This is a genomic window from Sphaerisporangium sp. NPDC005288, from assembly GCF_040607475.1.
Taxonomy (GTDB): domain Bacteria; phylum Actinomycetota; class Actinomycetes; order Streptosporangiales; family Streptosporangiaceae; genus Sphaerisporangium; species Sphaerisporangium rhizosphaerae.
Genome location: NZ_JBEXGT010000067.1, coordinates 14,159 through 37,893 on the forward strand (window position 1 = coordinate 14,159; position 23,735 = coordinate 37,893).

At 73.6% G+C, this 23,735-nt stretch carries 18 protein-coding genes and 1 pseudogene; 1 reads left to right on the plus strand and 18 read right to left on the minus strand.

The features are described 5' to 3' along the window. Nucleotides 1-123: 123 nt before the first annotated feature. The gene (locus ABZU32_RS38170; RefSeq protein WP_354930968.1) at nt 124-1,734 is read right to left on the minus strand and encodes an alpha/beta fold hydrolase; all 1,611 of its coding nucleotides are present in this window, start codon (nt 1,732-1,734) and stop codon (nt 124-126) included. Between the two features lie 266 nt (nt 1,735-2,000). On the opposite strand from ABZU32_RS38170, the gene ABZU32_RS38175 reads away from it, so the two are divergent. Further along, complete coding sequence (locus ABZU32_RS38175) at nt 2,001-2,804, plus strand: SAM-dependent methyltransferase (RefSeq protein WP_354930971.1); 804 nt, start codon at nt 2,001-2,003, stop codon at nt 2,802-2,804. Between the two features lie 53 nt (nt 2,805-2,857). Here ABZU32_RS38175 and ABZU32_RS38180 read toward each other — a convergent pair whose 3' ends face one another. The 17 genes and pseudogenes from ABZU32_RS38180 to ABZU32_RS38260 form a co-directional block, all read right to left on the minus strand. Beyond that, entirely contained in the window at nt 2,858-3,778 is a 921-nt protein-coding gene (locus tag ABZU32_RS38180) for an NADP-dependent oxidoreductase (RefSeq protein ID WP_354930974.1), read from the minus strand. Between the two features lie 85 nt (nt 3,779-3,863). After that, a complete protein-coding gene (locus tag ABZU32_RS38185; protein ID WP_354930977.1) occupies nt 3,864-6,329 on the minus strand; it encodes a hypothetical protein in 2,466 nt (821 codons plus the stop codon). Between the two features lie 44 nt (nt 6,330-6,373). Further along, nucleotides 6,374-7,243, minus strand: coding sequence for a DivIVA domain-containing protein (locus tag ABZU32_RS38190; protein ID WP_354850311.1), 870 nt, complete (start codon nt 7,241-7,243; stop codon nt 6,374-6,376). Nucleotides 7,244-7,291: 48 nt separating this feature from the next. Further along, nucleotides 7,292-7,582, minus strand: coding sequence for a YggT family protein (locus ABZU32_RS38195; RefSeq protein WP_354850308.1), 291 nt, complete (start codon nt 7,580-7,582; stop codon nt 7,292-7,294). A gap of 85 nt (nt 7,583-7,667) precedes the next feature. Then, entirely contained in the window at nt 7,668-8,177 is a 510-nt protein-coding gene (sepF, locus tag ABZU32_RS38200; RefSeq protein WP_354850305.1) for a cell division protein SepF, read from the minus strand. A 106-nt stretch (nt 8,178-8,283) separates the two neighbouring features. Beyond that, nucleotides 8,284-8,994 (minus strand): YggS family pyridoxal phosphate-dependent enzyme, encoded by a 711-nt coding sequence (locus ABZU32_RS38205; RefSeq protein WP_354930980.1) that lies wholly within the window; start codon nt 8,992-8,994, stop codon nt 8,284-8,286. 188 nt (nt 8,995-9,182) lie between these two features. After that, nucleotides 9,183-10,604 (minus strand): cell division protein FtsZ, encoded by a 1,422-nt coding sequence (gene ftsZ / locus ABZU32_RS38210; RefSeq protein WP_354930983.1) that lies wholly within the window; start codon nt 10,602-10,604, stop codon nt 9,183-9,185. A 236-nt stretch (nt 10,605-10,840) separates the two neighbouring features. Then, a complete protein-coding gene (locus tag ABZU32_RS38215; protein WP_354930986.1) occupies nt 10,841-11,512 on the minus strand; it encodes an FtsQ-type POTRA domain-containing protein in 672 nt (223 codons plus the stop codon). Beyond that, nucleotides 11,509-12,918 (minus strand): UDP-N-acetylmuramate--L-alanine ligase, encoded by a 1,410-nt coding sequence (gene murC / locus ABZU32_RS38220; RefSeq protein ID WP_354930989.1) that lies wholly within the window; start codon nt 12,916-12,918, stop codon nt 11,509-11,511. Before murC ends, ABZU32_RS38215 begins: the two co-directional genes overlap by 4 nt. Continuing rightward, the gene (murG, locus tag ABZU32_RS38225) at nt 12,915-14,006 is read right to left on the minus strand and encodes an undecaprenyldiphospho-muramoylpentapeptide beta-N-acetylglucosaminyltransferase (RefSeq protein ID WP_354850292.1); all 1,092 of its coding nucleotides are present in this window, start codon (nt 14,004-14,006) and stop codon (nt 12,915-12,917) included. Before murG ends, murC begins: the two co-directional genes overlap by 4 nt. Beyond that, complete coding sequence (gene ftsW, locus ABZU32_RS38230) at nt 14,003-15,361, minus strand: putative lipid II flippase FtsW (RefSeq protein WP_354850289.1); 1,359 nt, start codon at nt 15,359-15,361, stop codon at nt 14,003-14,005. The genes murG and ftsW overlap by 4 nt, the downstream gene beginning before the upstream one ends. After that, the gene (gene murD, locus ABZU32_RS38235; protein WP_354930992.1) at nt 15,358-16,758 is read right to left on the minus strand and encodes a UDP-N-acetylmuramoyl-L-alanine--D-glutamate ligase; all 1,401 of its coding nucleotides are present in this window, start codon (nt 16,756-16,758) and stop codon (nt 15,358-15,360) included. Before murD ends, ftsW begins: the two co-directional genes overlap by 4 nt. Then, on the minus strand, nt 16,755-17,813 hold the full coding sequence (gene mraY / locus ABZU32_RS38240) for a phospho-N-acetylmuramoyl-pentapeptide-transferase (protein ID WP_354850283.1): 1,059 nt from the start codon (nt 17,811-17,813) through the stop codon (nt 16,755-16,757). Before mraY ends, murD begins: the two co-directional genes overlap by 4 nt. Beyond that, nucleotides 17,810-19,183, minus strand: coding sequence for a UDP-N-acetylmuramoyl-tripeptide--D-alanyl-D-alanine ligase (gene murF, locus ABZU32_RS38245; protein ID WP_354930995.1), 1,374 nt, complete (start codon nt 19,181-19,183; stop codon nt 17,810-17,812). The genes mraY and murF overlap by 4 nt, the downstream gene beginning before the upstream one ends. 109 nt (nt 19,184-19,292) lie before the next feature. After that, nucleotides 19,293-20,810, minus strand: coding sequence for a UDP-N-acetylmuramoyl-L-alanyl-D-glutamate--2,6-diaminopimelate ligase (locus ABZU32_RS38250; protein WP_354931001.1), 1,518 nt, complete (start codon nt 20,808-20,810; stop codon nt 19,293-19,295). Between the two features lie 41 nt (nt 20,811-20,851). Further along, the gene (locus ABZU32_RS38255) at nt 20,852-22,645 is read right to left on the minus strand and encodes a penicillin-binding protein 2 (RefSeq protein ID WP_354930998.1); all 1,794 of its coding nucleotides are present in this window, start codon (nt 22,643-22,645) and stop codon (nt 20,852-20,854) included. Nucleotides 22,646-23,361: 716 nt separating this feature from the next. Continuing rightward, nucleotides 23,362-23,735: pseudogene (locus tag ABZU32_RS38260) on the minus strand (hypothetical protein); the annotation flags it as partial.

A 23,735-nucleotide genomic window follows, 5' to 3' on the forward strand; every position in this document is an offset into this window, starting at 1 on the left:
GCACATCCCCGCCTCTCACGCTGCCAGCGACGGCGGCACGACACGGATGGGGATGATCGACCAAAAACGTCCGCCCGAATTGTCCGCACCATCGCTATGCCGGACCGGGGACGGGATGGCCGGTCAGGTCAGAGGGTGGTTCACGGAGTCGACCGGGACGGGTGGGATGTGGCGCAGGCAGGCGGGGTCGGCGATGTGCCGGTGGCGGATGAAGCGCGTCTCCAGGGACACCACGCACGCCCCGGCCCTGCGGTCGTTCTCGGCGACGTGCCCGGCGCTCGGCACCTCGATCACCTCGGCGCGGCGGTACTGGTCGGCCGCCTGCAGCGCCTCCTCGGTCGGCGTGCCGGTGTCCAGTTCGCCGGTCAGCACCAGCACGGGCACGTCCGGCGCCCGGCCGAGCCGCACCCGCGCCCGCTCCCGGTGATCGGGCCAGCCGACGCACAGGTCGCCGAGGTCGGCGATGCCGTGGACCCAGGCTGCCGGCCTGAACGGCCGGTAGTCCCGGGCCTCCAGGTGGTGCAGCAGCGCCCCGAACTGCCGGGCCCGCGCGTGGACCGGGGCGCGCCGGTCCCACAGCACCGGATAGTCGTTGCAGGCGATGGTGACGTACATCGGCATGCTGAAGCGGCCGCCGCCGGATGACCCGCTGATCGGCCGCACCTGCCCCGCCAGTTCCTCCAGCGGGCCGAGGTCCCCGTGGACGCCCGCGCGCAGCGCGGACGGCAGCCGGCCGAGCCGGTCCACATGGCCGGAGGTCAGCTTGTAGACCGTGCTCGCCAGCGCGGTCTCGTCCAGGACGGCGCCCGCGCCGTACCGCGCGGGATGCTCGTCCAGCCGCGCCGCCATGGTCGACAGGTCCCCCAGCACCTCTCCCCCGTCGCACGCGCCGCCCGAGCGGTGGCACAGCAGGCGCAGGGCTCTGCGCATGGCGTGCGCCGACGGCCGGCCCAGCATGTCGAAGCGCAGCGGGTAGGCCCCGGACAGCACGATGGAACGGACATGGCGCGGGTGCCGGCGCGCGTACACCGTCATCAGGTACGTCCCGTAGGACTGGCCGAGCAGGTCGAGCCGGTCGATGCCGAGGTGCGCGCGGACGGCGTCGATGTCGTCGGCGGCGGCGGCCGTCGTGTAGTGCCGCAGGGTGGGTCCGAGCTCACGGCCGCACGCCCTGGCGGCGGCGACCGCCGCCGCGTGCGTGCCGCGCAGACCGTTCCATCCGGCCGACCGGCAGGTCAGCGGATCGGACCTGCCGACGCCACGCGGATCGACGAGCAACAGGTCGTGGTCCTCCAGCAGGTCCCGATATCGTCCGGTGTAGTCGCGGTGCCCGATGACCGCCATGCCCGGCCCGCCGGGGTTGGGGAGGATCGTCCCCTCGGCCGCGCGAGACCTGTCCCGCCGGTACACCAACCGGTAGGCCACGGCCGTGGTGCCGGCCGCCGGATCCTCCTGGTCCAGGGGCACGCGCAGAGTCCCGCAGAGGGCGTCGGCCGGACAGTCCTCCGGCGTGTCCGCCACGCCTCCTCGCACGGGACCCGGCAGAGACGGCGACGTGGCCGCGACGCCGTACGGCCGTCCGCTCACGCGAGCGGGAACGGGCGCGGACGACGGCTCCCCTGCGCGGGCACGGATGTACGACGACCCGCTCGCGCGAGCGGGGACGGCGGTGCACAACGGCAGGGTCACGGTCCCGGCCAGCAGTGCCGCCAGGACGGCTCTCACTTGGCGCATGCCCCGATCATGCGACGCCGGGGGCCCACTCCCCCGTCCGACGCCCTGGTCCCTACGGCATGATCGGCAAATCAACGGCTCGTCCTTACGTCCCGCGTTCACGCCGGGCGGGTGAGAGCCTCACCGGCCGCGGAAACAGGCCCCGTCAAGATCGGACAGGTCCTAAGGTATGAACCAGCCCATTTCGAGGAAGCGGATGCCCTCCTGACAGGGCGTGACGGCCCCGCCGCACCCCCGGCCTCCGCATGACACCGACGGAGACCGCCTTGGCCGACCTGGACCCCTCCATCCCCGCGGACATCGACACCACGCGGCCCAGTGTCGCCCGGATGTACGACTACTACCTCGGCGGCAAGGACAACTACGCGGTGGACCGGGCCGCCGTGGACCGCGTGGAGCAGGCCATGCCCGAGATCCGCCTGCTCGCCCAGGAGAACCGCGCCTTCCTGCGCCGGGCCGTGCGGCACATGGCCCGCCAGGGCATCCGCCAGTTCATCGACATCGGCTCCGGCCTGCCCACCGCCGGCAACACCCACGAGATCGCCCAGTCGGTCATTCCCGACGCGCGCGTCGTCTACGTCGACCGCGACCCCATCGTCCTCGCCCACGGCCGCGCGCTGCTGGCCACCGACGGCAACACCCGGGTCGCCGGCGCCGACATGCGCAACCCCGAGGGCGTCCTCGGCCACCCCGACACCCGCGAGCTCATCGACTTCGACGCCCCCGTCGGCGTCCTGCTCATCGCGATGACGCACTTCCTCACCATGGAGGAGCGGGAGGGCATCATGGGCACCCTGTACGACGCCCTTGCCCCCGGCAGCCACATCGCGGCCACGCACGTCACCCGCGACGGCCACTCCCGCGAGGCGGTCGAGAAGATCGAGTCGGTCTACGCCGCCACCCCCACGCCGATCTACTTCCGCGAGCACGCCGAGATCGCTCGCTTCTTCGACCGCTTCGCCCTGGTGGACCCCGGCCTGGTCACCATCGACGCCTGGCACCCCGACCCCGACGACCCCGCCCCCGCCGCCACCAAGTGGCTCTACGGCGCCGTCGCCCGCAAGAACTGACGCGGTCGCCCGCGGCCGGGCCTCCCTGACTGAGGGGACGGCAGGGGCGGCCGTCAGACGGTGAGGACGATCTTGCCGCGGGTTCTGCCGGACTCGTTCAGCCGCCACGCCTCGGCCGCCTGCTCCAGCGGGAGCGTGTGCTCCACGTGGGTGGTGAGCTCGCCGGCGTCGGCCAGTTCGGCGAGCTCGGCCAGGCCTGCGGAGTCCGGGCGCACCCACAGCAGGTGGCCGCCGTGCTTCTCGGCCTCGCCGCTCGCGATGGACACCACGCGGTCGGGCCGCCGCACCAGGGGCAGGGACGTCTCCACCGCGTCACCTCCAACGAAGTCGAGGACCGCGTCGACGCCGTCCGGGGCCAGGCCGCGTACCCGGTCGGCCAGCCCCTCCCCGTAGGTGACGGGTTCGGCCCCCAGGGAGCGCAGGAAGTCGTGGTTGCGCTCGCTCGCGGTGCCGATGACGCGGGCGCCGAGCGTCACGGCGATCTGCACCCCGAACGTCCCGACGCCTCCGGCGGCGGCATGGACGAGCACGGTGTCGCCGGGTCCGACGCCGACGCGCCTGAGCGACTGGTAGGCGGTGAGCCCGGCGAGCGGCACCCCGGCCGCCTGCTCCCAGCTCAGGGAGGCGGGCTTCGCGGCCAGCATCCGCACGTTCGCCGCGACGAGTTCGGCGTAGGCGCCGTTCTGCGCCCAGTCTTTGCGGATGTAACCGTAGACCTCGTCGCCCACCGCGAACTCCCCGGCGTCCATGCCGACCGCTTCGACGACCCCCGCGACGTCCCAGCCCGAGATCAGGGGGAAGCGGACCTCCATGACCGGGTCGAGGTAGCCTGCGGCGAGCTTCCAGTCGACGGGGTTGACGCCCGCGGCCTTCACCCGGACCAGCACCTCAGCGGGGCCGACCTTGGGCTCGGGCATCTCGACGACCTGGAGGTCATCGGCCGACCCGTACTTGTCCAGCGTGATCGCTTTCATGATCGTCAGGATACAAGTACGGCCCGTGACGCTCCCGCGGGCCCTCCGGGGGTGGTCCCGGCCTGTGCCCGCACTTTTACGGTGGTCAGTAGTGTTCGCACACCGAGCAGTGGGTGAGGCCGGTGGCCTCGGCGTCGTCACGCGACATCGTCTCGAGCGTCGCGGGGTCGGAGCCCTTGATCAGCGGGCAGGCGGCGCTGTGGTAGCGCCGGGTGCCCGGGATGACCTTGACGATGCCCGGCCGGGGACGCTCCCCGCTCTTGCCTGACGTGCCTGATGTACCGCCCGCCTTGGACGTCCCGGCCTGCGCCCCGCCCGAGCCGCCCGAGTCGCCGCGCTCGTCCGCCGCGGCCTCGGCGCCGGAGGTCGTGGCCGAGGGACCGGCCGACTTGCCCGAGGTACCGGCCGGCCTGCTGGAAGTGGCCGTTGAAGCGCCGCCATGTTCACCGGAGCCGTCGTCCGTCGCGGCCGGCCCGCGCCCCTTGCCGGAGGCGTCGCCGGCCGGGCGCGCGGCGGCCTTGGCCTGCTGCCGCTCGGCCTCGGCGGAGCCGATGGCGGGGAACATCGCGGTGTCGGCTCCGTCGTCGTCGGACGGGTCGTCGTCCCTGGCCGGGGCGCCGCTCCTGGCGCCCGCCGGGGAACCGGTGGACGGCTTGGCCGCGGACTTGGCGGCCGGCTCGGGAGCCTCGCGGTCCGCGGGCCGCTCGCCCGCCGCCGGCTTCACCTCGCCCGCCGGCTTCGTCCCGGACGTCGCCTTCGCCCCGGACGTCGACGCGCCGGCCGCGTCGCCGGGCCGCCGCTCCTTGTCGTCCTTCGCCGGGGCGCCGCTCTCGCGCGGCTTCGCGGGGACGCCTGTGCCGCCGGTCCCGCCGGAGCGCGACGGCGAGCCGACCACGACCACGGACCCGTCGTCGCCGCCGGATGGGCCGGAAGAGGCGGCCGAGGAGGCGGGCGCGGTGGAGGCTCCGGAGCCGCCCGAGGAGGCGGGCGCACCGGAGCCGCCGGACGTGCGGCTCTTGTCGTTGTCGTCCTTCGTGCCCTTGTCGTCCTGGTCCTTGCCGTCCCGGGTGGTGCCGGAGCCGGACGCGGAGGCGGCCGACGGCTTGGCGGGCGGCGCGCTCGGGGACGTGGAGGGCTCGCTCGTGGATGTGGACGGCCCGCTCACCGGCTTGGCGGAATCGGGACGCCTGAACGCCTGGAACGGCGTCGAGGCCTCCGGGACCACCGGCGGCACCGGCAGGGGCACCGAGGGCCGGGAGGAGGCGGTGGACGGGCGTGCGGCGGCGGAGTCGGAGGCCCCGAACCGGGCGGGAGCCCCGGCGGGCCCGGGGGACTGGTCGTCCCGGTCCCTCTGCTCGCCGTGGAGATGGGACACCGGCCGCGTCTCGTCCGAACGGTAGCCCGGCGCGGACCGCGTGGACTCCCCCGCCGCGGACCCACGGCCGGCCCCCTGCCCGCCGGAGGCGGCGGACCCGGAAGACGCGGCAGAGCCGGAAGACGTGGTGGGCCCGGAAGACGTGGTGGAGCCGGACGGCCTGGCGGAGCCGGAGGAGGTGGTGCCGGAGGGGTCCGGCCCGGCGGAGAGCCGGGAGGCGGACGTGCGACCGGACTCGGGCTCGTCCGCCGCCGCCCGGTCACGCTCCGCGCCGGACGGACGACCCGGCTCGGAACGCAGGAGCGAGGAGTCGGACGGACGGCCGGACTCGGGACGCGGGGTCGCGGAGCCGGAGGGGCCGCCCGGTCCGGGTCTCGAAGAGGACGGACGGACGGGCTCGGCGCGGGAGGAGGTCGCGGCGGCGGCCGCCTCCTCGGAAGCGGAGGCGTCGGACGGTCCGGGGCCGTCGAACGGCTCGGAAGCGTCGGACGGCTCGGGAGCGTCGGACGGCTCTGAGGGCGAGGCGGAGGGGCGGCCGGAGGCCGTCGTGGTGAGGCGGCCGGAGGTGGGGGGTGCGGGGGGCTTGTAGCCGTCGGAGAGGCAGGTGGTGCAGGCGGTGAAGCCTTCCTCGCGCGCCTCCTCGTAGGTGAGCTCCTCGGTGTCGCGCCCGGCGAGCTGGCGGCAGCCGGCCAGGTGGAACCGCTTGCGCCCCGGCACGACCAGGACGATCGCCTCGGGGGACGGCCCGCCTCGCGCGCCCGCGGCGGCCGGCCCCCGGGGCGGCCCCGGCATGGGGAAACCCCTCGGCGGAGCCATGGTGGTCGTCTGGCGCGCCATGTGCGGCGCGGCCATGGGGGTGGCGAGGGGCGAGGAAGGCCCGCGCAGCGGGCCCCCGGGCATCGCTCCGGGACGGTCGGAGACCACCGTCGCGGTGCGCCCCATCACGCCACCGCCGACGCCGGCGCCCACCGGAGGCATCGGCGGAACCAGGTCCGCCGGCCTGCCGCCGGATGGGAACAGCTCGTGGCGCCGCAGCAGCGCCCCGATCATCAGGAAGAGCGCGGACAGCACGCTGACCACGATCGACCACATGACCAGAACCGCTGTTCCGGTCACCACGCCCGCGACCAGAAGGCCGAAGGCGAGGACGACCAGAATGGCGCTGACGTAGATCACAGGTGCTCCCAGACGCGGGTCGGTGACTGCCCTGACCCGTTACCCTAACGGCGGTCGTTGTGCGGGCCGTCAACTCCCTGGAAGGCGCCGGAGTGCTGCGCGGGCTCGGGGGCGAAGGGGTTGCCCGGGTTGCCCTGCAGCTGCTGCGGGCCACCCTGCTGGACCGCGTGGGACATGGCCGGAGCCCCGCCCATCTGCGCGCCCACGACGGGGAAGGCGCCGCTGCCCTCGGCGGACACGTTGAGCTCGGCGAGCTGGTTCTCGAGGTAGAGCTTGAGCCTGCTGCGGTACTCGCGCTCGAAGCTGCGCAGCTCCTCCACCTTGCGCTCGAGCTCGTCGCGGGTCTGCACCAGCGAGCCCATCGCCTGGCGGTGGCGCTCCTGGGCGTCGCGCTCGAGCGTCTCGGCGCGGGCGCGCGCGTCACCGATGATCTGCTCGGCCTGGCGGCGGGCCTTGCCGAGGACCTCGTCGGCCTCGCGGCGGGCGCGGGTCACCGTCTCGTCGGCCTCGCGGCGGGCGTCGGCGATCGCCTGGTCGGCGGTCTGCTGCGCCAGGGCGAGCACGCGGGCGGCGGTGTCCATGTTGTCCTCGGCCGGGGGCATGCCCATGGCCACGGGCACCGGCTCGGGCCTCATCGGCTCCGGCGGCTTCATCGGCTCCGGCTGGGGCATCATCATCTCGGGCTTGGGCTCGGCGACCGGGGCCGGCGCCATGCTCATGCCCATGCCACCCGGCACCTTGCCACGCAGACACTCGGTGAGCTTCGCCCGGAGCTCCTCGTTCTCCTGGATGAGGCGGTCGAGCTCGGCCTCGACCTCGTCCAGGAAGGCGTCAACCTCTTCCTCGTCGTACCCCGGCCTCAGCCGGGTCGTACTGAACTGCTTGTTCCGCACATCAGCGGGCGTCAGCGGCATTTCGGTCTCCTTGGCGCGCTCGGAGTCTGTCCGGGGGACGGTACCCGATCAAAAAGGAAGCGCGGACACGATTTGGATCATGACCAAGACCACAATGAACAGCACTGTGAAGCTCAGGTCAAAGGCCACCGTACCCAACCGGAGGGGCGGAATGAAACGGCGGAGGAACTTGAGAGGTGGATCCGTCGCCGTGTACGTGGCCTCCGCCAGCACCAGGACTACCCCCCGGGGGTGCCAGGAGCGGGCGAACGCCTGCACCGCATCAAAGATCATTCTGCCGATCAGCAGGACCAGGTAGATGGACAGGACGGTGACCAAGATGTCGCTAACGATCCCCACGGTCGCGCCCTGCCTCCTCCATCCCGATCTGCCGATCTCGGTCCGGGTGGGCCATGTATGGCCGTTCACTGCTCATGGTGGAACTCTAGCTCTGGTTGAAGAACCCTCGTTCCGCGATTCGGGCCTTGTCCTCGGCGGTCACCTCGACATTGGCAGGGGACAACAGGAACACCTTGTTGGTAACACGTTCAATGCTGCCATGTAGGCCAAAGACCAGACCTGCCGCGAAATCAACAAGACGCTTCGCGTCGCTGTCGACCATTTCAGTCAGATTCATGATGACAGGTGTGCCCTCGCGGAAGTGCTCTCCGATGGTGCGCGCCTCGTTGTAGGTGCGGGGGTGCAGGGTCGTGATGCGCGCCAGATCGGTCGTACGGCGCTCCACGACCGCCGCCCCCGCACGAGGGGCCGGAACAGGGCTTTCGACCTCTTCCTGGCCCTCTTGGGGCGTTCCAAGCACCCGCTCGTCGCCGCGACGCCGCTCGACGTAGTCGTCGGTGTAGTCGTCGTCATCGGGGTAACTGCCGTAATCCGGGTAGCGGTCGTCCTCCACGAGACCGAGGTAGACCGCCATCTTGCGCATCGCGCCGGCCATCGCTACGTCGTCCTCCTGCTCATGGTCGCCGCACCCAGGGCAACCTAAGGCACCGCTGTCGACCTCTGCTCGGATCTGTGGACATCATGGTCCACTCGGGGGGACATTACCTGACGAAGGGCTTGCGGCGACCGAGCAACGCCGTACCGACACGCACGAGTGTCGAACCATGGGCTATCGCGTGGTCCAGATCTCCGCTCATGCCCGCCGAGATCGCCGTCGCTTCGGGGTGGTCCGTCCGCAGATCGGCTGAGATCTCTGCGAGCCGGGCGAACGCCCGGACGGGATCGCCGCCGAGGGGGGCGACGGCCATCACGCCGCCGAGGACCAGCCCCTCGGACGCCGCGACCGCCTCGGCGAGCGCCGCGACCCCCGAGGGGAGGACGCCTCCCCGGCCCGGGTCGTCGTCCAGCGCGACCTGCAGCAGGCAGGTGACCCGCCGCCCGGCCCCGGCGGCGGCGCGGCTCAGCGCCTCGGCCAGCCGCGGACGGTCGACCGAGTGGACCACGTCGGCGTAGGACACCACCGACCTGGCCTTGTTGGTCTGGATCTGGCCGACGAAGTGCCAGGTCAGCGGCAGGCCGGCGCACTCGCGGGCCTTGGGCGCCGCCTCCTGGTCGCGGTTCTCGCCGACGTGCGCGACGCCCAATCCGGAAAGGAGGCGCACGTCGGAGGCGGGATAGGTCTTGGTCACCGCGACGAGGGTGACCTCCTGGCGGGCGCGGCCGGCCGCCGCGCAGGCGGCGGCGATGCGGCGCTCGACCTCGGTCAGGGCGGCCGCGATCTCGTCGCGGCGCGTGGTGTCGGGGTTGTTCACGAGGGGGTTCGATCGTTTCGCGGTGTCGGGGCGCGCGGAGGGCCGCACGCCGGCGGAGGTCCGGCGGGGCGCGGAGCGTTCACCGCGGCCGCACGGGACGGGGCCGCACGGGACGGGGCCCCACGGGAGGGGGCGGCGAGCGGCACGCGCCACCACTCCCCCACAGGGACGGACGGCGCGCGCCGGGCTCACTTCAGGAAGTCGGGGACGTCCAGTTCCTCTTCCGGCTCCTCGAAGACCACCGGGCGGCGCCGGGCGGGCTCGGAGACGCGGGAGGTGATCGGCGTCGGCGGCTCGGGAGCCGGCCGCGGGATCGAGACCGGCCCCTGGGGCTGCTGCTCGGCCTGCGCGGCCGGAGCGGCCTGCGGCCCCTGGGCGGTCTCGGCCGCGGCGGGCTCGCGGGTGAACGGCGTGGCGGCCGGAACGGAGGAGGAGACCGCCGCGTCGGCGGCGGGCGCCGGGTCGGGCACCGCGGCCGGCTGCGCCGAGGGCAGCGGGCGCACCGGGGCGGGACGCTGCTCGACCCGCGGCGGCTCGTTCTTGGGCGCGCTGAAGGCCGAAGCCGCCGGTCGTGCGGGCGGTGCGGGCGCCGCCGGGGCGGGCGCGGGGCGCGAGGCCTGCTGGGGGCGCGCGGCCGGCTGGGCCGCGGGCTTCTCCGACGGCGCGACCTCGTCGAACCCGGCGGCGATCACCGTGACCCGCACCTCGTCGCCGAGGGCGTCGTCGATGACCGTGCCGAAGATGATGTTGGCGTCGATGGCGGCGGCGTTGGACACCAGCTGGGCCGCCTCGTTGATCTCGAACAGGCCGAGGTCGGAGCCGCCGGCGATCGACAGCAGCACGCCGTGGGCGCCGTCGATGCTGGCCTCCAGCAGCGGGCTGGACACCGCCATCTCGGCGGCCGCCACCGACCGGTCGTCGCCCCGCGCGTGCCCGATGCCCATGAGCGCCGAGCCGGCGCCGGACATGACCGACTTCACATCGGCGAAGTCCAGGTTGATCAGGCCGGGCGTGGTGATGAGGTCGGTGATGCCCTGCACACCGGACAGCAGCACCTGGTCGGCCGCCTTGAAAGCGTCCAGGACGCTGACCTGGCGGTCGGAGATCGACAGCAGGCGGTCGTTGGGGATCACGATGAGGGTGTCCACCTCGTCGCGCAGGGTCTCGATGCCGGCCTCGGCCTGCATCGCCCGGCGCCGGCCCTCGAAGCTGAACGGCCGGGTCACGACGCCGATGGTCAGCGCGCCCAGCGAGCGGGCGATGTTGGCCACCACGGGCGCGCCGCCGGTGCCGGTGCCGCCGCCCTCTCCGGCCGTGACGAAGACCATGTCGGCGCCCTTGAGGACCTCTTCGATCTCCTCGCGGTGGTCCTCCGCGGCCTTGCGCCCGACCTCGGGATTGGCTCCCGCGCCGAGGCCGCGCGTGAGCTCGCGGCCCACGTCCAGCTTGACGTCGGCGTCACTCATCAGCAGCGCCTGGGCGTCGGTGTTGATGGCGATGAACTCGACGCCCTTGAGTCCCTCCTCGATCATCCGGTTCACGGCGTTCACTCCGCCGCCGCCGATGCCGACGACCTTGATGACCGCGAGGTAGTTCTGCGGTGCTGCCACGACGAGGGGCCTTTCCGCTCGTTTACTTGCATTACGTGAAGCCCGAAACGGTGCCGGACCTTCTTGTTTAACTCTCACCCTCAAGTTGAGATTTAGAGTTATGTCAACCTGAGGAATGATACGGACAGTAGGGTTGCCCCTCCCCCAGGGTCAACTCACCGCGCCGCAAGCTCGTCCGGCGTGTCGCGGCCTGTCCCTTTTCGCTCCTGCCGGAGCCCGTCGGGCGGCGGGGTCCATCACTGGACCGTCACGACATCGGGCGAACTGACGTCATAGGCGTCCGCGGGGCGTCGCAGCAGCGTGAGGGCCACCCGGGCCTTGTCCTTCGTGCGCTCGGCACCACCCCACATGATCGTACGGCCGTCGCCCAGACGCAACGACACGTCCTGTGTCGTCGTCGCGCGGATGGTCTGCACCTGGCGGCGCAGGTCGGGCGGGAGCCCGGCCGCGACCGCCAGAGCGGCCTTGGTAGCGGGGTCGCCGGGGACGAGGCGGTCGACGTGCAGCGAGGGCAGCCCCGCCGGCGCGGCATCCCCGGCCTCGATGACGACGCCGTGCCGGTCGACCACCTCGGCCCGGCCCGCCACGGTCACCACGGCCACCGGCCGGCGCTGGACGACGCGGACCTTCAGCGTGCCCGGCCAGGCGCGCTCGACGCTCACCGACTCGATCTGCCGCAGCCCGGCGACGCGGCGGCGGACCTGCTCGAGATCGACGGTGGCCAGCGGCTGGCGGTCGGGGACCGCCGCCGCCCGCCGCACCTGGTCGGCCGCGGTCCCCGTGGCGCCCGACACCGCGACGCGCTGGACGCCGAGGACGGGCGAGAAGAACACCAGCCAGGCCGCCGCGCCCACCACCGCGAAGGACAGCAGGACGACGAAGGCCGTTCGCCACGCCGGATGGCTCACCGCGAGGCGAGCTCGGCGACGATGTGCGGGCCGAGCTCGGTGACGTCGCCGGCGCCCATGGTGAGGACGATGTCGCCGGGACGCGCCCGCTCGGCCACCAGGGCGGCTACCGCGCCGCGGTCGGGCGCGTAGGCCACGCGCCCGGCCGGCAGCGGCACCTTGCCCGCCACCAGCGCCCCGGAGACGCCCGGCTCGGGGTCCTCCCGCGCGCCGTAGACGTCGAGCACGATGGCCTCGTCGGCCAGCCCGAGCGCGGCGCCGAACTCCTCGGCGAAGAAGCGGGTGCGGGAGTACAGGTGGGGCTGGAAGACCGCGATCACCCGGCCGGACGGCCCGGAGAAGGTCGCCACGACGTCGCGCGCGGCGCGCAGGTCGGCGGCCAGCTCGGTCGGGTGGTGGGCGTAGCTGTCGAAGACGGCGACCCCCGCGGCCTCGCCCTTGGCCTCGAAGCGGCGCTTGGCGCCGGTGAAGGCGGCCAGCCCGTCGCGGAACTCGTCGAACGGGACGCCGAGTTCCTCGGCGACGGCCAGGGCCGAGGTGGCGTTCAGCGCGTTGTGGCGGCCCGGGACGACCAGCCGCACCTCGCCCCTGCCCTCGACGGTGAACACGACGCCGAACCCGTCGGGGGCGATGCCGGTGACCCGGAAGTCGGCCCCCTCGGCCTCGCCGTAGGTGCGCACGCGCAGGTCGCGGGCACGGGCGAGCGGGATCAGCGCCGCGGCGCCCGGGTCGTCGGCGCACACCACCAGGACCGAGCCGATGCGCTCGACGAAGCGGGCGAAGCTGTCGTACACGGCCTGCGGGTCGCCGTAGTTGTCCAGGTGGTCGGCCTCGACGTTGGTGACCACGGCCACCTGCGGGGCCAGCATGAGGAAGGAGCCGTCGCTCTCGTCAGCCTCGGCCACGAAGACCTCGCCCGCGCCCTCGTCGGCGCCGAGCCCGGTGGTGACGAGCTGGCCGCCCACGCAGTAGGACGGGTCGCGCCCGCACTTCTGCAGGGCGACGGTGAGCATCGAGGTGGTGGTCGTCTTGCCGTGGGTGCCGGCGACGGCGATGCCCGTGCGCCCGACCATGACGGCGGCCAGCGCCGCCGCCCGGGGGATGACGCGCAGCCCCTGGCGCAGCGCCTCGCCGAGCTCGGGGTTGGAGTCGCGGATGGCCGTGGAGACCACGACGGTGTCGACGTTCTTGATGTGGGAGGCGGCGTGGCCGACGTGGACGATGGCGCCCAGCTCGCGCAGCTCGGTGACGAGCTGGGAGCTGCGCGCGTCGCTGCCGGACACCGCGACGCCGCGCTTGAGCAGGATGCGGGCGATGCCGGACATGCCGGCGCCGCCGATGCCGATGAAGTGCACCCGGCCGAGCTCGGTGGCGGCGACCGGCTCGATCAGCTTGACCAGGCTCATCGGCGGCCTCCGGCCGAGATGACCTGCATCACCTTGCGGGCCAGCACCGTGTCGGCGTCCTTTCGTCCCATGCGTGAGGCGGCCTCGGACATGCGCACCACGCGTTCGGGGTCGCGCAGGACGGGCAGCACGTGCTGGAGGATCCAGTCGGCGGTCAGGTCGGCGTTGTCGACCATCATCCCTCCCCCTGCCTCGACGATGGGGGCGGCGTTGAGCCTCTGCTCGCCGTTGCCGTGCGGCAGCGGCACGTAGGCGGCCGGCAGCCCGACGGCGGTGAGCTCGGCGCAGGTCATCGCGCCGCTGCGGCACAGCACGAAATCGGCCGCGGCGTAGGCCAGGTCCATGCGGTCGACGTAGGGCAGCACCACGTACTGCGGGTCGCCGGGCGGCGGCTCGACCTCGATGGTGTTCTTCGGGCCGATGACGTGCAGCACCTGGACGCCCGCCTGGCGCAGCACGGGCGCGCTGGCGAGTGCCGCCTCGTTGACGGCCCGCGCCCCCTGGGACCCGCCGAAGACCAGCAGCGTCGGCCGGTCGTTCTCCAGCCCGAAGTACGACCTGGCCTTGTCGCCGGTGGACAGCCGGTCGAGCGCGACGATCTCGCGGCGCAGCGGGATGCCGACGTACTCGGCGTGCGGCAGCGAGGCGTCGGGGTGGCCGGTGAACACGTGCTCGGTGAGCCGGGCCCCGAGCCGGTTGGCCAGGCCCGGGCGCGGGTTGGCCTCGTGCACCACGATGGGCAGCCCGCGCCTCCTGGCGCCGAGGTAGGCCGGCGTGGCGACGTAGCCGCCGAAGCCGACCAGCACGTCGGCCTGGACGCGGTCCATGATGCCGGCGGCCGCGTTGATCGCCCCGGCCAGCCTGCCCGGGACCGTGAGCAACTGCGGCGTGATGGCGCGCGGCAGCGGGACCGCGGGCACCAGCGCCAGCTCATAGCCTCGCGCGGGCACCAGCCTGGTCTCCAGCCCGCGCTCGGTGCCGAGGCAGGTGATCCCGATGCCCGGGTCCAGCCTGCGCAGCGCGTCGGCCAGCGCCAAGGCGGGTTCGATGTGACCGGCCGTGCCGCCACCTGCGAGGACCACCCTCATGTCGGTCCTTTCAAATCCGCGTGCCTCGATGTCGGCCTGCGCCGCTCGGGACGACGGACCCCCGCCGGTGGGCGACCCAGGCCAAGCCAGCTTAGAGCCCTCGCCAGGGGCCCGGGTCCACGAGCGGCCAGCGCGTCCGCCGCGCCGGGCTCGCGTTTGGCGAACGACAGCAGCATGCCGAGCGCCGCGAGCGTGGGCAACAGCGCCGAACCGCCGTAGGAGACCAGGGGCAGCGGGATGCCGGTGACCGGCAGCGCGCCGATCACCGCGCCGATGTTCACGATGGCCTGACCTGCGATCCAGGCCACGGCGGCCGAGGCCGCCAGCCGGATGAAGGGGTCTTTGACGCGGGAGGCGACGCGCAGGCCGGCGTACCCGAGGAGGCCGAACAGGGCGATCACCACCAGGGTGCCCATCAGGCCGAGCTCCTCGCCCAGGATGGAGAAGATGAAGTCGCTCTCGGCGTGCGGCACCCGGCCCCACTTCTGCCTGCTGCTGCCCAGGCCCAGCCCGAACCAGCCGCCCGAGCCCATGGCGATCTGCCCCATGGCCGCCTGGTAGCCGGCGCCCGAGGCGGTGCCCCAGACGTCCAGCCAGCCCTCGATGCGCTCGGAACGGTAGCCCTCGACGCTGATCATGATGACCGTGGCCATGGTGAGCAGGGCCAGGACGCCGCCGAACAGCCGTAGCGGCGCCCCCACCACCCACAACAGCGCCAGGAAGATGAGCATGAGCACGACGGTGGTGCCGAGGTCGCGTCCCACCATGACGAGGATGGCGATGATCGCGGTGCCGGGCATGAGCGGCAGCAGGAGCTGGCGCCACTCGATCATGCCGCCCTTGGCCCGGCGCGCGAGCAGGTCGGCGCCCCACAGCATCAGGCCGAGCTTAGCGGGCTCGGACGCCTGCAGGGAGAACCCGCCGATGTCGAGCCACCGCTGGGCGCCCAGCTCGGTGCGGCCGAGGAAGATCGTCATGATCAGCGCGATGATCGAGATGGCCATCAGCGGGTAGCCGGCGAGCCGGAAGAACCGCGGCGGCAGGCGCGAGCAGACCCACATGAGCGGCAGCCCGATGCCGACCGACATCGACTGCTTCAGAAACCAGTAGAACGGGTCGCCTTTGACCTGCAGCCCCTTGATGCTGGATGCCGACAGCACCATCATCAGGCCGAGCGCGAGCAGCAGCGCGCTGCAGCCGAGCAGCAGGTAGTAGGAGGTCAGCGGCCGGTCGAGCAGCCTGCCGAGCGCGGCGAGCCGCTCGTGCCCCCACCCCCGGCCCTCATCGCCCGCGCCGGGAGCGGACCCGGCGGGAAGGCCCTTGGCGCCGCCGGGGGCGATCGTGGTGTCGCTCATCGCACGCCCGAGGTCGCCAGGCGGTGGACGGCTCGCGCGAACGCCTCCCCACGGGCCCCGTAGTCGGCGAACATGTCCAGCGAGGCGCCAGCGGGGGCGAGCAGCACGGTGTCCCCGGGGGAGGCGAGCCGGGCGGCTTCGGTGACGACACGGTCCATGACCCCAGTGTCTTGCCCTTCGACCTCCACGACCGGAACATTCGCCGCGTGTCGCGCCAGTGCCTCACGAATTCGTGCCCGGTCGGCGCCCAGGAGCACCGCTCCGCGCAGCCGGCCCGCCGCGCGGCGCACCAGCTCGCCGACGTCGGCGCCCTTCAGCAGGCCGCCGGCGACCCACACGATGGAGGGGTAGGAGGCCAGCGACGCCGCGGCGGCGTGCGGGTTGGTGGCCTTGGAGTCGTCGACGTAGTCGACCTCGCCCACCCGCGCCACGTGGGCGATGCGGTGCGGGTCGGGCACGTAGTCGAGCAGGCCCTGCCGTACGGCGGCGGCGGGGACGCCGTGCGCGCGGGCCAGCGCCGCCGCGGCCAGCGCGTTGGCCACGTTGTGCGGCGCGAACGGCCGGACGTCGGCCAGGGTCGCGAGCTCCTCGGCGGCGTGCAGCGGGTCCTCGACGAAGGCGCGGTCGACCAGGAGGTCCTCCACGACGCCGATCTGCCCGCGGCCGGGCACCCCGAGCGTGAACCCGGCCGTGCGCGGCCCTCCGCCCACCGGCCCGTCCGCCGCCGCGGCGTAGGGGGCGGCCAGGCGGGTGGACCAGGCGTCGTCGGCGTTGTGGACCACCACGCCGGCGCGCTGGTAGATGCGGCCCTTGACCCGGGCGTACTCCTCCATCGAGCCGTGCCAGTCGAGGTGGTCGTCGGCGACGTTGAGTACGGCCGCGGCGCTCGGCGCCACGGTGGAGGACCAGTGGAGCTGGAAGCTGGACAGCTCCACCGCCAGCACGTCGTAGGGCTGCGCGACGGCCTCGATGATGGGGGTGCCGACGTTGCCGACCGCCGCGGCGGCGTGCCCGGCCGCCCTGAGCATGGCGGTGAGCATGCGCACGGCCGTGGTCTTGCCGTTGGTGCCGGTGAGCGCCAGCCAGGGCGCCGCGCCGGCGGGGCGGCGCCGCCAGGCCAGCTCGACCTCGCCGATCACCTCGACTCCGCGGGCCGCGGCCTCCACCAGCAGCGGCTGGTCGGGCCGCCAGCCGGGCGAGGTGACCACCAGGGTGGTGCCGGCGGGCAGCTCGCCGCCGAAGCGGACCTCGGCCCCGAGGGCGGCCAGCTCGGCCGCCGCCGCCCGCTGGCGCTCGCCGTCGCGCGTCTCGACCACCACGACGCGTTCGCCCGCCTGGAGCAGGCTGCGCGCCGCCGCCGCTCCCGAGACCCCGAGCCCCGTGACGCAGATGGTCATGCCTTGGGCATCCACTCGACGTAGAACAGGCCGAGCCCTGCGGCGGCGCACAGGCCGGCGATCAGCCAGAACCGGACCACGATGGTGGTCTCGGCCCAGCCCTTGAGCTCGAAGTGGTGCTGGAGCGGGGCCATGCGGAACACCCGTTTACCCGTCATCTTGAAGAACCCGACCTGGATGATCACCGAGGCGGTGATGACGACGCACAGGCCCGCCAGGATGAACAGCAGGAACTGCGTGCGCGTGGTGATCGCCAGGCCGGCCAGCACCCCGCCGAGGGCCAGGGAGCCGGTGTCGCCCATGAAGATCTTGGCCGGGGGCGCGTTCCACCACAGGAAGCCGACGAGCGCGCCGAGGACGGCGGCGGCGACCACGGCCAGGTCGAGCGGGTCGCGCACCCAGTAGCAGTTGGGGCCGAGCTGGTTCAGGCAGCTGTTGCGCAGCTGCCAGTTGCCGATCAGCACGTAGGCGGTCAGGACGGCGCCGGTGGCGCCGCTGGCCAGGCCGTCGAGGCCGTCGGTGAGGTTCACCGCGTTGGAGAAGCCCACGATCATGATCAGGACCCAGATCGTGAACACGACGATGCCGATGGAGGGCCCGAAGTCGCGCAGGAACGACAGGCGCGTCTCGGCGGGCGTGATCGAGTAGTTGTTCTTGAACTGGACGACCAGCACCGCGAAGATCGCGCCGACGATGAGCTGGCCGAGGGCCTTGGCGCCGCTGCGCAGGCCCAGGCTGCGCTGCTTGTAGATCTTGATGAAGTCGTCCAGGAACCCGACCGTGCCGAGGCCGGCCATCAGGAACAGCACCAGCACGGCCGAGGCCGTCGGCGGGGTGAGCGTGGCCAGGTGGGAGCAGGCGAACCCGATGAGCGCGGCGATCACGATGACCGTGCCGCCCATGGTGGGGGTGCCGCGCTTGTCGTGGTGGCCCGAGGGCCCTTCCTCGCGGATGTTCTGGCCGTAGCCCCGGCGGCTGAACAGCCGGATGGCCAGGGGGGTGCCGAGCATCGACAGCAGCAGCGCCACCGCGGCGGCGACGAGGATGTCCCTCATCGGGCCTCACCGCCGAGCAGGACCTGCGCGACCTTCTCCAGGCCCGCGGCGCGCGGGCCCTTGATGAGCACCGCGTCGCCGGGCGCGAGCCTGGCCGCGAGCTCCGCGGCGGCGGCGGCCGCGTCGGGCACGTGGACGGCCGGCGCCCCCTTCGCGCCCGCCAGGACCGGCCAGGGAGCCTCTCCGACCACCCACAGCCCTTCCAGGCCCGCCCGCGCGGCGACCCGGCCGACCTCCTCGTTCAGCTCGTCGCTCTCGTCGCCCAGCTCGCGCAGGGAGGCGATCACGGCGTACTTGCGGCGGTCCTTGCCGAGCACGCCGAGGGTGTCGAAGGCGGCACGCATGGAGTCGGGGTTGGCGTTGTAGGCGTCGTTGATCACGGTGACCCCGTCGGGGCGGTCGGTGACCTCCATGCGCCAGCGGCTGCGCGGCTCGGCGGCCGACAGCTCCTCGGCGATGGTGGCCACCGGCAGGCCCAGCTCGTAGGCGGCCGCGGCGGCGGCCAGCGCGTTCTCCACGGCGTGCGCCCCGTACAGGCGCAGCCGCACCTCGGCGGTGCCGGAGGGGGTGCGCAGGGTGAACGCGGCCCGGCCGCGCTCGTCCAGCCGCTCCTCCTCGGCCCGCACGCCGGCCTCGGCCGAGCGCCCGAACCAGGTGACGCGGGCCTGGGTGCGGTCGGCCATCGCGCGCACGAACGGGTCGTCGGCGTTCAGCACGGCCACCCCGTCGGCGGGCAGCGCCTCGGGCAGTTCGCCCTTGGCCTTGGCGATCTGCTCGCGCCCGCCGAACACGCCGAGGTGGGCGGTGCCGACGTTGAGCACCACGCCGATCTTGGGCGGGGCGATGCGCGTCAGATAGGCGATGTGGCCCTCCTCGCGGGCACTGAGCTCCAGGACCAGGAACCTGGTGCCGGAGTCGGCGCGCAGCACGGTGAGGGGGTGGCCGATCTCGTTGTTGTAGTTGCCGGCCGGGGCGATGGTGGGACCCATGCGGCCGGTGAGCCGGGCCAGCAGGTCCTTGGTGGTGGTCTTGCCCGCCGACCCGGTGACGCCGACGACGGTCGCGTGCGGCAACTCGGCCACCGTCGCCGACGCCAGGTCGGCGAGCGCCGTCACGACGTCGGCCACGACCACGCAGGGCACGTCCAGCGGCCTGCTCGCCAGCACGGCGACCGCGCCGGCCTCACAGGCCTGGGCCGCGAACTCGTGACCGTCGGCCCGCTCTCCCCTGATCGCCACGAACAGCGAACCCGGCTCGGCCGCGCGCGAGTCGATCAGGACGGGCCCTCGGACCACGGCGCGGGGATCGGCCTTGCCCGCCAGGGCCCCCGAGGTCACCTCGGCGATCCTCGCCAGCGGCAACGGGATCATTCGTCTTCCCTACTCTCCATACAAGCTGTCCGTGCGTGTCGGGATGGACCGGCGCCTCGCACGGGGCGCCCGGCCCGGCTTTCACATCAGCCTCGCACAAGCACAACGATCACATGCGGTCCCGTCTGCGGATGGCCTCCGCGACCACCTGCCTGTCGTCGAACGGCAGCACTTCATCGTCGACGTACTGACCCTGCTCGTGCCCCTTGCCCGCGACGACCACCACGTCGCCGGGACCGGCCCTGCCGACGGCCAGGCCGATGGCGGCGGCCCGGTCGGGCTCGACGATGACGTGCGCGCGCTCGCGGCGCGGCACCCGCAGGACGCCCTCGAACATCGCGGAAAGGATGCGGAGAGGATCCTCGGAGCGGGGGTTGTCGCTGGTCAGCACGGCGACGTCCGCCAGGCGTGCCGCGGCCTCGCCCATCATGGGGCGCTTGCCCCGGTCGCGGTCGCCGCCGCAGCCGAGGACGACGATCAGGCTGCCCGAGGTGACCTCGCGCAGCGCCCGCAGCACCGACTCCACGGCGCCCGGTTTGTGGGAGTAGTCGACGATGGCCTGGAAGCCGTCCGCGCCCGGGACGCGCTCCATGCGGCCGGGGACGCCGGTGACCGTGCCCACGCCGTTCACGGCGGTCTGCAGCGGCACCCCGGCCTCGACGAGGGTGACGAGCGCGCCGAGGGTGTTGGCGACGTTGAACGGGCCCGGCAGGGCCACCGACACGTCGGCCTCGACGCCGCCCGGGCCGATCACCCGGAAGGTGCTGCCGTCGGAGCCCAGGCGCACGTCCTGGGCCCGCCAGTCGGCCTCTGCGGCCCCGGCGGCCGAGAAGGTGGTGACCGGCACCTTGGCGATGCCCACCAGCTCCCTGCCGTGCTCGTCGTCGATGTTGACGACGCCCGCGCGGCACAGCTCGGGGGTGAACAACCGCGCCTTGGTCAGGAAGTAGTCCTCCAGGTCGCGGTGGAAGTCCAGGTGGTCCTGGGAGAGGTTGGTGAACAGCGCCACGTCATAGGAGGCCCCGTCGACCCGGCCCAGGGCCAGGGCGTGGCTGGAGACCTCCATGGCGGCGGCGGTGACGCCGTCCTCGCGCATGAGGGCGAGCAGCCCCTGCAGGTCGGTCGCCTCTGGGGTGGTGAGGGTGGGCGGGAAGGTCGTGGCGCCGACGTGGATCTCGACCCCGCCGATGAGGCCGGTGCTGTGCCCGGCCGCCCGCAGGCCCGCCTCCAGCAGGAACGTGGTGGTCGACTTGCCGCTGGTGCCCGTCACGCCCAGCAGCAGCAGGCCGGAGGAGGGCTGCCCGTACACCCAGGCGGCGACCCGGCCCAGCACCGAGCGCGGGTCGGGCACCACCAGCACCGGCACCCCGGTCGCGACCGCGGCCTCGCGGCCGGTGGGGTCGGTGAGGATCGCCACGGCCCCGGCGGCGACGGCGGCGGCGGAGAAGGCCGCGCCGTGCGCCGTGGAGCCGGGCAGGGCGACGTACAGATCGCCGCGCTGGACCTGGCGGGAGTCGATGGTGACGCCGGTCACCGCGGCGAGCGGCGCTCGGGGGCCGCCGGAGGGCGCGCCGAGCATGGCCGCCAGGCCGGACAGCGGGCGGACCGGGCAGGACCTTGGACGCATGGACGACGGGGGACGCACGGGCGAGAGCGTACCTTCCCCCGTCACCCGTCGGTGCTCATGCGCACCGATGGAGCGGTCGTGCCGGTCGGCGGGATCTTGCGGCTCTTCAACGCGAACGTCATGACATCCTTGAACACGGGTGCGGCGATCTCCCCACCGAAGTGCCCGTTCTCCGGAGCCTGGAGCACGGCCAGCGCCACCAGCCGGGGCGCGTCGGCGGGAGTGAACCCCACAAAAGTAGCGGTATATCCGCAATACCCTCGGCAGCTTTCGTCGTATCGCATGGCGGTTCCGGTTTTACCCGCCACGCGGTATCCCTTGATGGCGGCCAGCGAGCCGGTGCTTCCCTCGGCGCTCACCGCCGCCTCCAGCATGCGCGTGATGTCCTTGGCCGTGCGCGCGGTGATGACGCGGGTCTGCCTGGCCGGCTTGGCCGGGACGAACCTGCGGTGCTGGTCGACCGTGCCGGCGACGATCTGCGGGGTGACGCGCACGCCGCCGTTGGCGATGGTCTGGTAGACGCTGGCCATCTGCAGGGCCGTCACCGAGACGCCCTGGCCGAAGGCGATGGTGCACCGCTGGCTGCCCGACCAGGTCTCCCTCTTGGGCAGCAGCCCGGCCTCCTCGCCGTAGAGGCCGGCGCCCGTCTTGGCGCCGAAGCCGAAGGCCCTGAGCATGTTGTACAGCGGCTGGTCGCCGACCCTGTCGGCCGCCATGATCGTGCCGACGTTGCTGGACTCGGCGATGATGCCGGTGAAGGTCAGGTTCTCGGGCGGGTGCGGGTGGGCGTCGCTGAGCACCCGGTCGGCGCAGCGGTACTTGTCGGCGACCTCGAACACGGTCTCCGGCCTGACCGCCCCGGCCTCCAGGGCCGCCGCGGCCGTGATGACCTTGTTGGTGCTGCCCGGCTCGAAGACCTCCGACACCGCGCGGTTGCCCAGGTTCGGCGTGCGCTCCCAGTCGTTGAGGTCGACCTCGGGGGCGTTGGCCATGGCCACCACCTGGCCGGTGCGCACGTCCATGACGATGACGCTGCCGCTGCGGGCGCCGGTGGCCTGGACCTGCTTGGCGATGGCCGTCTGCGCCGCCCACTGGATGTCGCGGTCGATGGTCAGCCGGAGGCCGCGCCCGGCGACCGGCTCCTGCTTGGTGCTGCGCGTCATGGGGATGCGCTGGCCGGTGCCGCCGGTCTCGACGGTCTGCTTGCCGTCCTGACCGGCCAGCAGCTTGTCGTAGACCTGCTCGAAGCCCACCAGGCCGTGGCCCTCGTCGCCGACGTACCCGATGACCCCGCCGGCGAGGTTCCCGCCCGGGTACAGGCGCTCGTAGTGGGGCGTCGCGGCCAGCCCGTCGATCTTCAGGTCGAGCACCTTGGCGGCGGTCGCCGTGGGGACGTTGCCCGCCAGCAGCGTGTAGCGCGTCTTCGGCTGCGCCAGCTTGGCGGCGATGACGCCCTTGTCGACGCCCAGCAGCGCGGCCAGGGATCCGGCGACCTGGTCGCGCTTGGCCGGGAGCACCTTGGTGGGGTCGGCGGAGATCTCGCGGGCCTCGACAGTGAGGGCCAGCTCGTGGCCGTTGACGTCGGTGATGGAACCCCGGCGCGCGGTCAGCGTCTCCTCCTGGACCCGCAGCCGCTCTGCCCTGGCCTCGAAGACCTTGGAGTCCAGGCCCTGGAGCTGCACCAGGCGCCCGGCGAACAGCGACAGCACGACGGCCATCCCCATCAGGCCGATGTTGATGCGGCGCGAGGGGTTGCCCAGGCGCAGCGGCACCGGCGGGCGGGGGTTCCAGGTGATGCGCAGCCCGGGACGGCGCTCGGGGTCGTCGGGGCCCATCGGCGGGCGGCCTCGCGGCGGCACCCTTCGCGGGCCGGGGCCGAACGGGCGCCAGGGGCCCTCGCCCCGGGGGCCGACCGGCCGGGGGGGACGCCCGGAGCCCTCGCCGCCCTCGGATCTGAGGGCGCGCCCGGGTCCGTCGGGCCGTCCCTTCGCTCCCCGGGGACGCCCGGCGCCCCCTTCGGGACGCCCGGGACCGCCCGCACGCCTGCCCGGCCCGTCGGAACGACCAGAAGCACGCCCGCCGGGCCCGTCGGAACGACCGGAACCGCCCGCACGTCCGCCGGGCGCGTCGGAACGACCCGCGGCCCCGCCGCGTGCCCCTGGCGCGTCGGGACGGCCGGAACCACCAGCACGCCCACCCGGCGCGTCAGAACGACCGGAACCGCCGGCACGCCCGCCGGGGCCGTCGGAACGGCCGGAACCGCCAGCACGCCCGCCGGGCGCGTCGGGACGGCCGGACGCGCCCGGACGGCCGCCGGGGGCGTCGTCGGGGCGCCCGGCGCCGCCGTCCGCGCCGCCGGGACGGCCCGAACCGTCGCGGCGGCCGGAGCCGCCGGAACGACCGCCCGGCGGGTCGGGGCGCCCGGGACCGTCGGGGCGGCCCTGGCGGCCGCCCGAACCCGAGCCTCGTCTGGGCCCTCCGGGGCCGCCGCGCCCGCCCGAGCCGCCGCCCGGGCCGTTGCGACCGGGCCCGGAGGGACGGCCGCCTTCCCTCACCGGCCCGCGACCTCCGCCTGCCGGTCGGCGGCGCCCTCAGGGACCCGGCCCTGGCTCGCCGTGCGGCCGACCTCGCGCCCCTGCCCGTCGAGGAACCGCGGCTCCTGCGTGCCGGGCTTCTCGCCGAGTTGCTCGACGCGGTCGGCCAGCCTCTGCGGCTGGGAGTCCAGCAGCAGCTTGGTGCGCTTGTCCTGGGCCTCCTGGCGCAGGCGCTGGGTGGTCTTCTGCAGGTCGGTCGCCCGGAAGGAATCTTTGGCCAGGACGGTGTTGAGCAGCAGCAGACTGACCAGCCCGCCGCACAGCAGCCCCACCACGAGCAGCACGAAGGGAGTGCGGGGCGCGCCGCGCCCTGCGGGCGCCCGCCGCGCCG

What these genes read in the sequence shown, in the direction of transcription:
- ABZU32_RS38170 (WP_354930968.1), bottom strand. Translation starts at nt 1,734, where the DNA reads ATGCGCCAAGTGAGAGCCGTCCTGGCGGCACTGCTGGCCGGGACCGTG.
- ABZU32_RS38180 (WP_354930974.1), bottom strand. Translation starts at nt 3,778, where the DNA reads ATGAAAGCGATCACGCTGGACAAGTACGGGTCGGCCGATGACCTCCAG.
- ABZU32_RS38190 (WP_354850311.1), bottom strand. Translation starts at nt 7,243, where the DNA reads ATGCCGCTGACGCCCGCTGATGTGCGGAACAAGCAGTTCAGTACGACC.
- sepF (WP_354850305.1), bottom strand. Translation starts at nt 8,177, where the DNA reads ATGGCCGGCGCGATGCGCAAGATGGCGGTCTACCTCGGTCTCGTGGAG.
- murC (WP_354930989.1), bottom strand. Translation starts at nt 12,918, where the DNA reads ATGAGCCTGGTCAAGCTGATCGAGCCGGTCGCCGCCACCGAGCTCGGC.
- murG (WP_354850292.1), bottom strand. Translation starts at nt 14,006, where the DNA reads ATGAGGGTGGTCCTCGCAGGTGGCGGCACGGCCGGTCACATCGAACCC.
- ftsW (WP_354850289.1), bottom strand. Translation starts at nt 15,361, where the DNA reads ATGAGCGACACCACGATCGCCCCCGGCGGCGCCAAGGGCCTTCCCGCC.
- murD (WP_354930992.1), bottom strand. Translation starts at nt 16,758, where the DNA reads ATGACCATCTGCGTCACGGGGCTCGGGGTCTCGGGAGCGGCGGCGGCG.
- mraY (WP_354850283.1), bottom strand. Translation starts at nt 17,813, where the DNA reads ATGAGGGACATCCTCGTCGCCGCCGCGGTGGCGCTGCTGCTGTCGATG.
- murF (WP_354930995.1), bottom strand. Translation starts at nt 19,183, where the DNA reads ATGATCCCGTTGCCGCTGGCGAGGATCGCCGAGGTGACCTCGGGGGCC.
- ABZU32_RS38250 (WP_354931001.1), bottom strand. Translation starts at nt 20,810, where the DNA reads ATGCGTCCAAGGTCCTGCCCGGTCCGCCCGCTGTCCGGCCTGGCGGCC.
- ABZU32_RS38255 (WP_354930998.1), bottom strand. Translation starts at nt 22,645, where the DNA reads ATGGGCCCCGACGACCCCGAGCGCCGTCCCGGGCTGCGCATCACCTGG.